This window comes from Nocardia nepalensis (assembly GCF_048910785.1).
Classification (GTDB): domain Bacteria; phylum Actinomycetota; class Actinomycetes; order Mycobacteriales; family Mycobacteriaceae; genus Nocardia; species Nocardia nepalensis.
The window spans coordinates 160,348-174,259 of sequence record NZ_JBKBET010000028.1 but is presented as its reverse complement, the minus strand read 5'-3'; the positions used below and the strand labels follow the sequence as shown (position 1 = coordinate 174,259).

13 protein-coding genes and 1 pseudogene are annotated in these 13,912 nt (G+C 63.6%); 8 read left to right on the top strand and 6 right to left on the bottom strand.

Annotated elements, in window-relative coordinates; translation table 11 throughout:
• Positions 1-70: 70 nt before the first annotated feature.
• Together ACHQ4I_RS21565 and ACHQ4I_RS21560 are read right to left on the bottom strand one after the other, a co-directional pair.
• The gene (locus ACHQ4I_RS21565) at positions 71-367 is read right to left on the bottom strand and encodes a WXG100 family type VII secretion target (protein WP_420773604.1); all 297 of its coding nucleotides are present in this window, start codon (positions 365-367) and stop codon (positions 71-73) included.
• Complete coding sequence (locus ACHQ4I_RS21560; protein ID WP_420773603.1) at positions 364-684, bottom strand: WXG100 family type VII secretion target; 321 nt, start codon at positions 682-684, stop codon at positions 364-366. The genes ACHQ4I_RS21565 and ACHQ4I_RS21560 overlap by 4 nt, the downstream gene beginning before the upstream one ends.
• A gap of 864 nt (positions 685-1,548) precedes the next feature.
• On the opposite strand from ACHQ4I_RS21560, the pseudogene ACHQ4I_RS21555 reads away from it, so the two are divergent.
• Positions 1,549-1,674: pseudogene (locus tag ACHQ4I_RS21555) on the top strand (IS110 family transposase); the annotation flags it as partial.
• Positions 1,675-1,677: 3 nt separating this feature from the next.
• On the opposite strand, the gene ACHQ4I_RS21550 reads toward ACHQ4I_RS21555, so the two are convergent.
• Positions 1,678-2,463: a hypothetical protein gene (locus tag ACHQ4I_RS21550; RefSeq protein WP_420773602.1), complete on the bottom strand. Its 786-nt coding sequence runs from the start codon at positions 2,461-2,463 to the stop codon at positions 1,678-1,680.
• 852 nt (positions 2,464-3,315) lie between these two features.
• Between ACHQ4I_RS21550 and ACHQ4I_RS21545 the strand changes: the two genes are divergently transcribed.
• From ACHQ4I_RS21545 to ACHQ4I_RS21535, 3 genes are all read left to right on the top strand, one after another.
• Positions 3,316-3,678, top strand: coding sequence for a hypothetical protein (locus ACHQ4I_RS21545; RefSeq protein WP_420773601.1), 363 nt, complete (start codon positions 3,316-3,318; stop codon positions 3,676-3,678).
• A 92-nt stretch (positions 3,679-3,770) separates the two neighbouring features.
• Positions 3,771-4,727, top strand: coding sequence for a tyrosine-type recombinase/integrase (locus tag ACHQ4I_RS21540; protein ID WP_420773600.1), 957 nt, complete (start codon positions 3,771-3,773; stop codon positions 4,725-4,727).
• A gap of 872 nt (positions 4,728-5,599) precedes the next feature.
• Positions 5,600-6,115 (top strand): fatty acid desaturase family protein, encoded by a 516-nt coding sequence (locus ACHQ4I_RS21535; RefSeq protein WP_420773599.1) that lies wholly within the window; start codon positions 5,600-5,602, stop codon positions 6,113-6,115.
• 419 nt (positions 6,116-6,534) lie between these two features.
• Here ACHQ4I_RS21535 and ACHQ4I_RS21530 read toward each other — a convergent pair whose 3' ends face one another.
• Together ACHQ4I_RS21530 and ACHQ4I_RS21525 are read right to left on the bottom strand one after the other, a co-directional pair.
• Entirely contained in the window at positions 6,535-8,052 is a 1,518-nt protein-coding gene (locus ACHQ4I_RS21530) for a pentapeptide repeat-containing protein (RefSeq protein WP_420773598.1), read from the bottom strand.
• Positions 8,049-8,639, bottom strand: coding sequence for a hypothetical protein (locus ACHQ4I_RS21525; protein ID WP_420773597.1), 591 nt, complete (start codon positions 8,637-8,639; stop codon positions 8,049-8,051). Before ACHQ4I_RS21525 ends, ACHQ4I_RS21530 begins: the two co-directional genes overlap by 4 nt.
• 206 nt (positions 8,640-8,845) lie before the next feature.
• Here ACHQ4I_RS21525 and ACHQ4I_RS21520 point away from each other — a divergent pair, with 206 nt between their 5' ends.
• Both ACHQ4I_RS21520 and ACHQ4I_RS21515 read left to right on the top strand, forming a co-directional pair.
• Positions 8,846-9,046, top strand: a complete 201-nt coding sequence (locus tag ACHQ4I_RS21520; RefSeq protein WP_420773596.1) for a hypothetical protein — start codon at positions 8,846-8,848, stop codon at positions 9,044-9,046.
• A gap of 317 nt (positions 9,047-9,363) precedes the next feature.
• Positions 9,364-10,746, top strand: a complete 1,383-nt coding sequence (locus tag ACHQ4I_RS21515; RefSeq protein WP_420773595.1) for a hypothetical protein — start codon at positions 9,364-9,366, stop codon at positions 10,744-10,746.
• A 205-nt stretch (positions 10,747-10,951) separates the two neighbouring features.
• On the opposite strand, the gene ACHQ4I_RS21510 is transcribed toward ACHQ4I_RS21515, so the two are convergent.
• Entirely contained in the window at positions 10,952-11,098 is a 147-nt protein-coding gene (locus ACHQ4I_RS21510; RefSeq protein WP_420774200.1) for a hypothetical protein, read from the bottom strand.
• On the opposite strand from ACHQ4I_RS21510, the gene ACHQ4I_RS21505 reads away from it, so the two are divergent.
• Both ACHQ4I_RS21505 and ACHQ4I_RS21500 read left to right on the top strand, forming a co-directional pair.
• Positions 11,037-11,327 (top strand): DUF5131 family protein, encoded by a 291-nt coding sequence (locus ACHQ4I_RS21505; protein WP_420773594.1) that lies wholly within the window; start codon positions 11,037-11,039, stop codon positions 11,325-11,327. The two genes, ACHQ4I_RS21510 and ACHQ4I_RS21505, sit on opposite strands and share 62 nt — an antisense overlap.
• Positions 11,287-13,482: a molybdopterin-dependent oxidoreductase gene (locus tag ACHQ4I_RS21500; protein ID WP_420773593.1), complete on the top strand. Its 2,196-nt coding sequence runs from the start codon at positions 11,287-11,289 to the stop codon at positions 13,480-13,482. Before ACHQ4I_RS21505 ends, ACHQ4I_RS21500 begins: the two co-directional genes overlap by 41 nt.
• Positions 13,483-13,912 lie beyond the last annotated feature (430 nt).

Genomic DNA, 13,912 nt, shown 5'->3' with positions numbered 1-13,912 from the left:
TTGTGCACGCCCTCGTACACGCCGGCGGCCTTGGTGAACCCCTGCGGATCCACCTGCACAGGAGGCGCCATCAGGGCCACATTCCGGTGTTGGTTTCGATTGCGGCACTGTAGTTTTGGTGCGCGGTCTTGGCGACATCACGGAGTTCGTCGAGGTTTTCCCGCATCTCGCCGACACCGGCCACCCATTTGTCATGCGCTACGCGCTGCGCTGTCGCCGCCTGGCTCGACCACGTCAGATGCAGATCAGCGATATGCCGATCGACCTCGCCCAGCCAGTCCTCCACACTGCGGCCGAACTTGTCCATCGTGTCGATCGCGGCATCGAGCTGCTCCAGATCGACCCGGTAGCTGTCCTCACTGGTCACGGCAGATCTAACCCCTGCAACCCAGTGATCGCGTCCCGGTTAGTTGCATCACGCAGCTCGTACTGGGTCGCAGCCTCGGACAGGCTTGCCGCGGACTCCTCCAACGCAGCGATCACCGTCTCGGCACCGTGTTTCCACTCCACCCACGACTCGTCATACGCGCTGGCAGCTTTCCCCTGCCAGCCATCTACGAGCAGCTCTTTGCCGATCGTGTCGTCGAGCTTGCTGAGTTCGCCTCGGATGGCTTGTGCTTTCCCGGCGGTAAACCGCGCCGCCTCACGTAGCCGGTCTACCTCGACCTGGAGTTCCCCGGACACCCCCCGCCTCCCTCCGTCGTGCAGCTCGCCCCTGAACTATATGACGCAACGCGCAACCGCCCGGCTCCACGCCGTTGCCATTCGACAACCCGCCCTCGATCGAGCATCCGATTGTCCGGACAAGCATTGGACATCCACATGCCACCGGAGTGGCGCGCCAGCCATGACAGTCCTTCCCATCGCTCGAAAATGTTGCAGGCCAGCCTTTTACACCAATCCTACCGGCGGACATCTTCGACAGTTTCACGCTTTATCCATGGCAAGCTGGCTGACTGTACTGCTGCGCAGCCTCTTTCGAGGGTCTGCGATCCGCTTCCTTTGCCTGCCTTGCCATCCGGCCCATTTCGATTCCGCACCGAGGACAGCAGTCGCACCGGGGTCGGCGCCGACGCACGCCACGCGATCTCCGCAGCGGGGATGAACCCCATCGATCGTTCGCGTGCTAGCTCATGGACGATGGCGCTGCGGGATGTGACGGTGGGCGGCATGGAGTGCGGGGATCGGTCCGGGGTACCCGGTGCTGGCTTTCCACGGCACGTCCTGCTCGCACGTGGAGGCTGTCGCCTTCGCCGACGTTCCTGCGGCAGAGGCGGGACTGCGCCTCATGGAGCAGGAGCAATCCCGCCACTGCGGTCCGGGCCTACTCAGCGATTGACCTGGTCGAGATGCGTTGGGGCGCTGGATGGTTGGTCGGTGGTCGGTGTTCTGATCTTGGAGTGCTGAGGGTCTTGTTTCCGCATCTCGGCCGGGCTGGCGATCGGGACGGTTCGCGCTGTCGGTTCCACGGTGCACATCGACGCAGCCACGCGTGGCGAACCGGCGGCTTGTCCGAGCTGACCACCGTGATCACGACAGACCAGACCGTTCACTGGCGCCCGCGGTCTCAAGGAATTCGCCGGCTCCGCGCCCGTCACCAGGGCATCCGGACGCAGCACCAGCATCAGCCGCCGTCGAGTGAAAGCACATAGACTCGCCGCTGTCGGGCTGCTGCGTCTACACGCCGGCGTCTTCCAGATCGGTGAGCAGGGATTCGACAGTGTCGCAGAGGTTTTGCATCGTCGAGAGCATGCCATGAGCCTGGCCATTGGTGTTGGGGATTTCAATGGCTTCGGTGTAGCCCACTTCGGAGCGAAACTGGGCGACTTCCCAGCCGGTGACGGCGCGCTTGAGCCGGAGGTGAGCGCCGCCAACGACGGCGCCGACATCCATGACCTTGTCGGTGAACGCAAGTTTTTCGACAACGTCGAACAGTTCGGTATCCACCGACAGGTTGATCTGCATCGTCGCGTAGTTGCTGACGATCAGGGTCCGATGCTTGTCACAGTTCACCAGATCACGTAACACCGCGAGTGGATGCCATTGCGGTTCGGTCGCCCGGTAGGGCTGGCTGTCGTTGACGACTTGATAGACAGGTCTGGTGAAGAAGCGCGTCTTGTTCTCGAACTGCGCCCGCGTGTTATGGATGGGATACTGGATATCCCTGTCCGCCATGTTCGGTCGCTGACGACGAATGTGCGGGTAGACCGCGTGGTCGAGGGCCGCGCGCAGGTTGGTTAAGGCGTCTCCGACCACCAATGGCCAGGTGTCTGGAATATCGTGGGCCTGTGTAACGACGACACGGATGAACACATCCGGTGTGCCTGGCTCGTTCGGCTTGCACTCCGGCCTGAATTCGTAGGGGTGGCTCTGGCGAAACCGCTTCACAGCGGCATCGAGCATGTCTACATGCTCACGCGCCCGCATCAACTTCAGCTTCGCGCCAGCAACTCCCGATGTCATGGCGCCGAATAGTAGCGGTCATCTATTAACAAACCCAGCGTATTTCGGCTACGACGACCAGTTGGGGTCTTTCCAGAGCCGTTGGTCGTACAGTCCGGTTCTCGACCGAGGAACTGTCATGACACCATCGTGTGGAGCCCAACATCGACTATCGGGACTGACGGCGGGCGAGGCGCCGGAACCGCCTCGGGCGCGCCGATGAGGAGCGGCCCGTAGATAGTCGCCCCGGCCTTGTTGTGGCGATCGGCTTTTCGGATCTTCGCGGATGATTGACCGTGCCTCGGCCGACGCCCGCCCGCCCGCCGATGGTCACCGACGTATGTGGGCCGTTCTCGTCGGTCGATCTTCGAGGCCGTTCCCCATGATTTGTACGTCCATGAACCATGGGCGCGAAAGCCGTTGACTCCAGCCAGGACACGCCGAGAACGAGTCATCTGAGAACACCACACTGGATGCCTCGCAGCTGGCGATTCGCCGGCTGGTCTCTGCGACACGCGCATCCGAGGGCGCGATCGAATAGGTCACCCGGATCATCAAACCCGTCGTGCAGGATCAGCCGACACACCGGTACCGACTATCAGCGAGGGGAAGAAGATGGGGCACCTGACCACAGATGCACGACTTCGGTTCGAACACGAATTGCCGGAGATAGGACCGCCGCCCGGTGAGTCCGACGCCGCGGGAGCAGGGCCGCGATGCCAGCTCACCGAACCCGCGGTGACGACCGGGACTCGCGCGTCGCGCGCGCAGCCGATAGATCCCACACCGATGGGGTTCGACGAATTGTTTCCCATAGCATCGCCGCGTACGGTGCCGCACCGGTTTCCTGGGATTCCGTTTGCGTTCCCGGGCATGGTCACCGACACGCCGATCGGTCAACTGCACTGCGCAGCCGGAACAACCGACGATCACGGCCGGCTATCGGATCGGTCGGCACTCAAGCACCTGGGCTGGCTGGCCGGACAACACCTTTCGTTTCAGGGCGACCATCAGTTCATCGTCGCCCAGCCTGCACGACATGCACGATGGTCGATCCGACGGTCGGGGTACCTGTTCATCCCCGCTGCGTTGCGGCACCGCTGCAACATCAACCCCGGCGATCGGGTCATGATCGCGGCCGCAGCGGCACACGATCGTCTCGTGGTCATCCCGGCAGCTGTCGTTGCCGCCGCTTTGTGGGCCTACCGACCCGAGGTCTGGCACAAGACCGCATGAGCAGCGACGTCGACGCAGCACTACAACTCATCGCCTCACGCTTAGGCCTGGACTCCTCCGCGCTCGCAGGAATCCGGGGAGCCACCCCCGTGATGCCAACCTTCACCGAATACATTGCGGCATTACGTGCATCGGTCTCGGCGACAACCATGCACAGCTATGACCCCTACTGGCGCATCGTCGAAAACGCCTGGGGCAACAGGTGCCTGGATGAGCCGACGCCACTGGAGATCGAGGCGCTGGTCGAAACGCACCGTTGCCAGGCGCAAGTCCGAGCCAACTCCCGTGAGGGCCGTGGCGCAGTCACGCACATGATCTCGGCGATCCGCTGCATCTACCGCCACGCCGAACTCGACAACCTCATCGCACCCGCCCGCAATCCGGCCAGCAGGGTCACCAAACCCCGTCAACTACCCAGCCCACGCCACGCGCTGACCCGCGAGCAGATCATCGCGATCGGCCACGTCGCTTCCACCACCGGCAACGACACCGAACTCGACGCACTCATCATCCGACTCCACATCGAAGCGGCATGCAGACAAGGAAGCCTCCTGCGCCTGGAACTGACCGACCTCGAGCCCGACAACTGCCTTATCCGCTTGCGGGACAAGGGCGGCACGCTGCGCTGGCAGCCCATCTCCCCCATCCTCATGACCAAACTCATCGCCCACGCCGCCGCACGCCACGGCACATCCACCACAACCCGAGTACTCCGGTATCGCACCGGACGCCCGATAGGCCCCAGCCGCTACACCTACCTGACCGCACGAATCCATCAGTATCTGCCGTCGGCAGCACGACTCCGAGTCAGCTCACACTGGATCCGCCACACCACACTCACCTACGTCGAACGCGAATACGGCATCTCCGTCGCACGCGCCTACGCCGGACACACCGACAACGCTGGATACCAGGGATCAACACCTACCTACACCAAAGCAGGCATCGTCGAAGTGGCCGAAGCTCTTTCGGCCTTGACCGGGCAGCCACATCCACTGGCACGGACTTCACACCATCCGCTGGCCCCATGGCAGGACCGGTCCGGGTAACCTCGGTGCACCAACCAGCCCGGCTAAGACGAGATGGACAGCGAACCCTGACCGGACACCGCCGCCGTCGATTCCACACCAACTCGGCGGGGTGTTACAAGTTCGGTGAGCATATAGCCGAGGCAGATTGGCCAGATAGGTTGCAGGCAATGATGGTCGATAATTCGGCCACCACCAGACTCGTCATCGCGCATGGCCGACCGCGCACCGATTCCGCTCCACCAATATCGTTGACATCCAATCAAAATTCGCTTTAGATTCGCTTCATGGGTCAGAGAGCTCGGCAACCACACCGCAGCGATGCGCACCGTTACCGCTGATCCGCGCGCATACCTAGCGATGCCGCGCCATCCTGCTATCAGCCAAGTGTGCTGCTGGACAACACATCCCGGCGACGACTCAACGATCCATTCCTTTCCGGGTCTTGCCGAGACAATACCCACCGCGCAAACCTATTCCACCACAGCCACAATCGACGATCCACCCGCCGGACCGTTCGGTACCCGAGCGCCCGGAATGCAAGACTACGCAACGAATCTCACTCGCAGCCACTGGCTCGTCGGAGAGGCGCTTTCGATGCCGATGGCGGTAATCTCTAAGGCTATGAACACGCAAACGCTGCGAGTTCGCTTCAAACCGGTCTCTAGAACACCGAGATCACTGATTTTTGCCGCGAATTCGCACCGGAAATCCCGTAGATCACGAATCCATGGGCCGCCGAGGGCCGTGTGTATCCGAGGTGCGGTCGTAGGGCCGCGCACCCTCGTCCCCTCAGGGCAGATCCCACCTCCCACCGAGGTTTCTCCGCGCAGACGCACGGGGTCATCGGTCTAGCAGGTCCCCTGAGGCGGGCATCCATACCATCCCAATTCGTGGCCGGCGCCCGTGCGCTCAGAAACCGATCGATCAAACACCGCGGATTGGAGGGCGCGCTGCTCTTCGGCCACTTCGCCGCCTATCTGGCCGCACTGTTCGCGGTTCTGCCCGCCGACAAAGCCTTCGCGTTCCTCGCTGTCCACCAAGCGCTGTTCGGCCTGTACATGGGCTGCATCTTCGCCCCGAACCACAAGGGCATGCCAACTCTGACCGGCGACGAGCGCCCCGACTACCTACGCCGGCAAGTGCTGACCTCCCGCAACGTGCGGGGCGGCGTGTTGACCGACCTCGCCCTCGGCGGACTCAACTATCAGATCGAGCACCACCTGTTCCCGAGCATGCCGACACCGAACCTGCGTCACGCCCAGGTGATCGTTCGCGACTACTGCGCCGAAATCGGCGTGCCATACCACGAGACCGGGCTGATCTCCTCTTACCACGAGGCACTGAAGCACCTGCACCACGTCGGCGCACCCCTGCGCACCACCGACCGACACCAGGATGCCGGATGAACCCTTCCCCGGCCGGGCCGCGGCGACACGAGAGCGCCGGGCCCGAGAGTTGGGTGCGGACAAGGCCAGTCGCTGATACTCAAGATATGGCTCGACGCCTTGGCCGGCATTGCCCTCAATGTCGTTGCCGCGGGTGTTGTCGATACGCCCAAGGCCCACTTGGATCTCCGCTGATTACGACGTGCGTAAGGCCGTCGAAGCCGCTGCGCCGCAACCGTTCGGTGGATTCCCGGGCCGGCCGGAATCGGTTGCCGAGCTCAACGTGCCGGGGCGGAATGCGGCTCAGCGACTTTGGGTGACTGGTCCGCCCCTCCGGCCCGGATTCTCCTGCGCCGAGGGGTAGTTCGATCCCGCGCTGGCGAACGACCGATCCAGTAGCGGTCGCGATGCGGCCTTGTCGGAGCGGCCGACCGTGCCGGTCAGTCCGCACCGCTGTCAGGAACAAAACCATCTGGCCACCGGGTTCGCTCGTCAGAACGGACGCCGGTGAGGTTCGCGCTCGTCAGATCCGCGTCGGTCATGGTCGCACCGCACAGATTCGCACCGGACAAATTCGCATCGGTCAGCTCTGCATCCGTCAGATTCGCAGTGGTCAAATTAGCGGTTGCCAAGTTCGCTCCGGTCAAATCGGCACCGACCAGATTTGTGTCGGGCAGGTTCGCACCGGTCAGATTCGCCGACACCAGCACCGCGCCGCCCAACCTTGTGTCCGCCAGGTTCGCGTACGCCAAAGTGGCGCCCGTCAGCCTGGCATTTTCCAGAATTGCGCCGCGCAGATTCGCGCTGCTGAAATCAGCGTCGGTTAGATTCGCGGCGGGGAATCTGCTGTCGGCCAGATTCGCTTCGACGAATCGGGCATCGGTCAAAGTCGCCGACTCCGCGTATACACCGTGCAGATTTGCCTGCTCGAAATCGGCTCTCGGCAGGTTCGCATAAGTCAAATAGGCGCCGTGCAGGTCGGCTTCCTTGAACTTGGTGTCGCCGCCTTCGACGGACTCGAGGTGGGCTCCGCTGAGATCGGCGCGCTGAAACCAGGTATCACCGAGTTTCGCTGCCAGCAGATAGGCATCGGTCAGCCGCGCTCCACGCAGATCGGCCTCGAACAGATCCGCGTCCCGGAAATCGGCTGACCGCAGGTCGGCGTGGTACAGCACTGCTTGCCGCAGGTCGGCGCGTGGCAGATTTATTCCGGGCAGGGTGACACCGGCGAGTGCGATCGGCGCGTCGACCCCCCGCCGCCACAAACCTTTCGATGCGAGGATCATCATGGCGTCCTGGACCTCGTATGGGACGATCGCGGGATTCTCCACACCGGTTTCGCTCGGGGAATTCCCGACAATGAGGCGAGGCGATTCACTTCTACCGGCGGTAGCCGGTGTCGGCGATTCGGAACTCTGTCGCACGAATGCGACCAGCACGTGCGCGACCGGGCGGGTGAAACGCCGGTCTTCGCCGAGTTGCTCCAACGCGTACACCCCGCCGAGGCGTACCGCGCTTTGCGCAGCGCCCAGATTCTCGACACTTTTGGTGAAGCGATCGGTCAACTGCCCGAGTCTGCTGACGACGATCTGCCGCCAGGCGAAGAATCCGGTGGTGAGAAATGCCGCTCCGGCGATTGCGCCGATCAGCGTGGTGCGGACCTGATTCCTGGCGGCTGCATAGTTGATCTGCGCGGCGACGCGCTGATCGGGATGCATCGCGGCCAGATCGTCGGCATTGAGCGGAGAGGTCAATTGGCCAGGGGCGAACCAGATCACCCAGACGACGAATCCCGATACCAGCGCCACGGCAACACCCCAGGCCGTGATCGGTTTCCACTGTGACCGCGTGAAGCCGCGCAGCGGCTGCCGGTCGTCTTCGCCCAGCGATACCGGAAACCGATCGATGAGGGCGCGGCGCGCCGCGACGCGAACGTCTTCCGTGGCCGGATTACTCATGGCAGGCTCGCATCCCGCGCCAGTGACGCGCCGATCCGGTAGGACTCCGCCAGATATGCCCTGTCGAGCACATCGACGAGGACGATGACGACCGCCAGCACCGTATGGTCGGCGCGGCGCATGAGACCGCTGTTGTGCAAGCGCGGCGATATGCGCCACGCGGGTGTGTTCACATAGCTCGCGCACAGCTTACGGTGCCGATCCTCGAGATAGGCGGCCAGATCGTCGGAGGACCGGCACCACTCGGCGGGCTCGGTATCGGAAACCAAACCGAGTGCGCGCCTGAGGATCCGGTGGTCGCGTTGCCCGCTGACTCGTTTCACCAGCTGTGATTCCTTGGCTAACAGCTGTTTCCGCTTCTCCGGTGTGATCCGGCGCGAGCCGTCGACCCGCCGTAACGGCTGTGCGACGAAGTCACGCACGAGTGAGGAAGTCAGCAGGCCGCATGCCTGCTGCAGTCGGAAGTGGCAGTTCTTCGGGTGCTGTTCGGTCCGATATGCCGTGCGCAGCGTGTCCAGCGCGTCGAAAGTAGGTCGCAGGTAGGGTTCCGCCTCGTTGATCGACCCGATTCGACTGTCTCGGCGCATGATCGCATGGTCGCACGGCGATGGAATCCGTGTTGCGGATTCAGGGGTTTGCCGGTGTTCCGCCGCGGCCAACTCGTTCAGGATGGCTCGGGTCACGCCGGGGACGGTTGAGACTGGGGCCGACAGGCCGACGCCCAGGTCGAGGCATTGCGCGTCGATGGCGATGACGACCAGTTCGCCCGGGACTTGGCCCAAGGCGCGGCCGAGTGGGAGTGCGCCGGGGATGCCGAGCGCCGTGTGAGCCTTGCGGTGCGGGTCACGCGCACGACCTCGGCGTCCTCACCGCTCCCGCTCGCGCGCCCGCGATTCCTCAGCACATTCTGCAGATCCCCGACCCGGTCGTTGCCGACACTCTCGGCTACCACCACATCACCACCAGGCTTGCCGCCGAGACTGCGGCCACCTAGATCCGATACGAAACCGCGCCAAGATTCCGCCCGCCCACCGGTTGGAAACCATCGACTCCCCGCGATAGTTGAATACGCAAGCACACCAGTCCAGGATCCCGATTCGGAATCTATCTGCGGTATCGGGGTGGGTTGGAGGGTGGTGTGATGGAGCAGGTTTCACTTTTCGAATTCGTTTGCACTGGCTAAGCGCCTCACCCGATGACCCGATCATCCCCGCTCAAGAGGACATTCTCTTACACCGCCGGACACCGTCGGTGGATCAGGGCTGACACGGGGGCATTGACAGAAGTTTGGTGCGGCGTCACGCTTCGTCTGTGGACCCGTGGTCGACTGTGTGGCGCTGGCTGAAAGTCGTGATCCTGGCCCTAGTCGGGTGTTTAGTGGTATTTTTTCTCAGTTTTTGGCTGGTTGAGCGATACCTGCATTGGTCTAGGGCGGATGCGCTCGGGATTGCGGCGCTGCTCGTGGCCATCGCGGCTGTTCCATTCGGCTGGCTGTCGAATTTGGCGACCCGCCGCCGTACGGCTTCTGAGCCAACTACCTCCGTGCAGCAGACGTACGGAGACAATTCGCCCGTGCAGCAGACGCACGGAAACAATTCGCCCGCTGTTTGGAGTACAACCAACTACGGCCCGTTCTATTTCGTCGGACCTCCACCGGACGGCGCTGCCCGCGTGAGCGCATTGGAAATCACCCGGGAGATTATCGGCGAGGTGGTGGACGCGGAGCCGCTGACTCGGGCTGAACTCTCGTGGTTCTTGTGGGGCAAACCTGGCAGCGCCCCCGACGACACCGGGATCCACCGCCGCCGGAGGGCGGAGCGGTTGATGGCGGTGAATCCCGATGTTCGATACCACCTTGATTCGGCATTGCGGCTGGTGCCCTACTGCGACTGGACCGCTAGGGATCTGGTCGGCCCAAAAGCAAGACGCGTCGGGTTTGTCCGCGCAAAGATCAGAGTCGATGTGAAGATCCGCAACACCGGCACGGAATCCTCGGGCATCCGCCTGAAGCGACCAGTCGAGCCCGTCATGCACAAGTACTCACTGCGCGAAGCGGAGCACTCACTGACCTACTCGATCCTCGACATGGACGAAACACGAAAGGAAGTCGTCCCCGGCACACCGGTGACAGTCCACGCTTCTGTGGAAGTGAAGATATGGTTCGACGGCTGGGCCAAATACGACCCATTCGGCTACCTGCGAGTCACCCGCGACTTGGCTCACTGTCTCTGCCATCCGATTGACTTTGTCCGCGTCACCGGACTACTCGACAACGGCCAGGCAGTCGCCTCGGATCTGCTTGTGACGATCCCCGAGCAGGAGCAGTGGTTCGAGATTGAACCATTAGATGTAGACGAGCTCAAGAAACACATCGACGCGCTCGATGCCACGATCGGCCATATCGACGCACTTGTTAATACGCAGGTGGACTCACTGAATGAGATCAAGGCGCTTCGTGCTGAGCGCCCAGGTGAATTGACCGACGAGAACCGCCAACTACTCGCCACGGCCGCTGAGCACCTCGCGCTGGTCGCGACCGATCTCGACCACGCGTTGGGCGGACCCACCGATGCGCAGCTGCGCTTACGGCGGCGCGGTCACTGCACGACATCGCTGCCCAGGGCTCGCAGCGCGACATTCGCCAGAAAATCGAAGAACTTCTGGAGGTTTTCTAGGCACCCGCGTAGCGGATAGCCAGGCAACTGGATGAGGATCCGGAAGGTCGAACTTACTGCCACGCCAGCTTCGCTGGGCTTGCCATCGACATTCTTTCGGGCGTGTAGCTGCGTGTCTTTCGCGGTGTCTTTGCGGGTGCAGACTCGCCGGGCTGCTGGGAATGGTCGAGGTACTCGCGGGCGCGATCCTTGAGGGCACGGTCGTGGTCGGTCAGTTCGTCAAGTCACTGTGGTTCGGTGAGGGCATTGTCGAGGTGGCGCACACTGCGATCGAGGGAGGTTCGCGCCTTGCGTCGCTGGATTTCGGCGATGCGGATTTCGCGAGCGACATCGTTGAGCTCCGCATCCCGGCCGTCACGGTCGGAGCACACCTACCAGGTGCTGACCAAGCGGCCCTCACGGGCCAAGCGGCTGGCCGAGCGCGGCCTGGCGTTCCCGCCGAACCTGTGGCTGGGCACCTCGGTCGAGAACGGTGCGATTATTGGCGTTCGGCCGATAAGCTCGCCACAAAGCTGGAGCCGGACTCTGGCAGTGTTGGACCGATGCGGAGTGAAGACTCATGAGCGCGACCACGATTGCCCGCCAGTGCACCCTGTGTGAGGCTCATTGCGGGATCCTGGTAACCGTCGAGGGCGAACGGGTAACCCGGATCGAAGGCAACCCCGACGATGTACTCTCCGCCGGGTACATCTGCCCGAAGGCGACGGCGATGGGCGGGCTGCATCACGACCCGGACCGGCTGCGTACTCCGTTGCGCCGGGTGGGTGACCGGTTCGAACCGGTCGGCTGGGATGAGGCGTTCCGGGAGATCGGGCAGCGGCTGCGCCGGATCCGCCGCGAGCACGGTGCCAGTGCTGTCGGGATGTATCTAGGTAATCCAGCCGCGCACAGCTCCTCGGTGATCTATGGTGCGCTGCTGCGAGTGGCGTTGATGACTCGCAACTTCTACTCCGCGTCCTCAATCGACCAATTCCCGCAGGAGTTCGTGGCGTGGCGGATGTTCGGCGCGAACGTGCTGATGCCGGTGGTCGACATCGACCGCACGCACCGGTTGGTGATCATGGGCGCCAATCCGGCGGTGTCGAACGGGTCAGTGAGCACTATGCCGGGCGCGAAGCTGCGCATCCAGAAGGTGCGTCGCCGCGGCGGCAAGGTGGTGGTGATCGACCCGCGGCGCACCGAGACCGCGCGGCTGGCCGATGAGCATGTCGCGGTGGCGCCTGGCGGCGACCCATATCTGCTATTGGGAATGCTGCATGTGCTGGTGACCGAAAAGCTGTGTGACGAAGACCGGATTCGTTCGCAGTGCACCGGATGGGGCGAATTGTGCGCGCTGGTCGCCGATTTCACGCCCGAGCGGGCGGCAGCACATGCGGGGGTGGACGCGGAGACAATTCGGCGGCTGGCGCGTGAGCACGTGGCCGCACCCTCGGCGGTGCTGTACGCCCGGATCGGGGTGTGCCAGCAGGTAACGGGGACTTTGACGCACTGGCTGGTGAACACCATCAATGCGGTCACCGGGAACCTGGACCGGCCGGGCGGGCAGATGTTCGCCAAACCGGCTGTGGATGGGGCACCGCTGGGTCGTTTCGTGCCGATGGCGCACGGTGCGTGGACCGATAGCTCGGGCCGGTTCAAGTCTTTCCGGTCGGAGCTGCCGGTGGCGGTGCTCGCCGATGAAATGGAGCAGGGCCACATCAAGGCGATGATCACCTATGCGGGCAACCCGGTACTGTCCACGCCACAGCGCGGCCGGCTCGGTGCCGCACTGGACGGGCTGGAGTGCGTCGTGGCCGTGGATCTCTATCTGACCGAGACCGCCAGACACGCCGATTTCGTGCTTCCACCGGTCTCGCCGCTCGAGCACGCCGATCTGGATTTGGTGCTGGCGGCCTTCAGCGTGCGCAACAACGTCCGCTTCAGCGAGCGGGTCTTCGAGCCACCGAAGGGTGCGCTCGAGGACTGGGAGATCCTGGCCCGCCTGATCACCGAGGTGCTGCCGCTGCCAGCCCGGTCGATCACCAGCCGGGCGCTCAACGCTGTGTTCGATCAACTGAGCCCGCTGCGCATGGCGATGGCCGCGATCGCCGCCGGCCCGTACGGAGTGCTGCGGCGCGGCCGCAACGGTTTGACCTTCGGCAAGGTGAAGGCGGCACCGGGCGGTATCGACCTGGGCCCGCTGCGACCGCGGTTGCGTTCGCTGATCGCAACCAAGGATCGCAAGGTGGCGCTGGCGCCGCAGGATTTCCTCATCGGCGCACGGACTTTGATCGACGACACCTCCGATCCGGTGGCACCGACAAAAGCACCCGAGGGCTTCGATCTTCGGCTGATCGGCCGACGGCACCTGCGCAGCAACAACTCCTGGCTGCACAACCTCCCGCCCATGGTGAAAGGCCGCGACCGATGCACCGCGCTCATGCATCCAGCCGATGCCGCCGAACGCGGCCTGTCCGACGGCGAACCCGTCACCGTCACTTCACCGATGGGTTCGATCGTGGTGACCCTCGAGGTGAGCGACGATATCCGCACCGGTGCGATCGCGATCCCACACGGCTGGGGACATCAAGACCCCGGTGTCGGCTGGCGGGTAGCGGCGCAACTGCCCGGTGCCAATGTGAACCTGCTGCACGATCCCTCGCTCACCGACACCTTCTCCGGCTGTTCCGCGGTCAACAACACATGGGTGTCGGTGACCCCAGCGCCCACCGATCCCGCGCTAGTGGGCGCAGATTCGACACAGCACATCAATTGACCCGGCGCCGGAGCGACCCTGGGGGGCCGTGTCCTGTTCGGTTTCGACACCGCCCAGTGTGAGCGCGGCACGCAGCCTATGGGAGCGAAGTCAAGCTGGTGGTCAGCCCCGACCGGGCACAGGCCGACGACCGGGACCATCTGCGCCCCGACTCTCGCCATACCCCAGCGGTGGGGTGCGCGTCGGATCGCGTTCGAGCTCGGGTGGCTGGACTGGTGATCCTCGCACTACCACGGCAAAAGTGACCGTCGCCGCGAGCGGATTCAATGGACTTCACCGCGCCGCGCTACCTGATCGGCGACAGCACGATTCCGGCGGCACCCGCATCAGCCGGTCTCGATTCCGACCCCGAATCACTGAACTCGCGCCCCGCCAGCTCGGGTACTGCAGCTTGAGCGTCGATGGCATTAACGAGGCCATCCCTCGCGCA

What these genes read in the sequence shown, in the direction of transcription:
- ACHQ4I_RS21505 (WP_420773594.1), top strand. Translation starts at nt 11,037, where the DNA reads ATGCGGATTTCGCGAGCGACATCGTTGAGCTCCGCATCCCGGCCGTCA.
- ACHQ4I_RS21545 (WP_420773601.1), top strand. Translation starts at nt 3,316, where the DNA reads ATGGTCACCGACACGCCGATCGGTCAACTGCACTGCGCAGCCGGAACA.
- ACHQ4I_RS21550 (WP_420773602.1), bottom strand. Translation starts at nt 2,463, where the DNA reads ATGACATCGGGAGTTGCTGGCGCGAAGCTGAAGTTGATGCGGGCGCGT.
- ACHQ4I_RS21500 (WP_420773593.1), top strand. Translation starts at nt 11,287, where the DNA reads ATGAGCGCGACCACGATTGCCCGCCAGTGCACCCTGTGTGAGGCTCAT.
- ACHQ4I_RS21530 (WP_420773598.1), bottom strand. Translation starts at nt 8,052, where the DNA reads ATGAGTAATCCGGCCACGGAAGACGTTCGCGTCGCGGCGCGCCGCGCC.
- ACHQ4I_RS21525 (WP_420773597.1), bottom strand. Translation starts at nt 8,639, where the DNA reads ATGCGCCGAGACAGTCGAATCGGGTCGATCAACGAGGCGGAACCCTAC.
- ACHQ4I_RS21540 (WP_420773600.1), top strand. Translation starts at nt 3,771, where the DNA reads ATGCCAACCTTCACCGAATACATTGCGGCATTACGTGCATCGGTCTCG.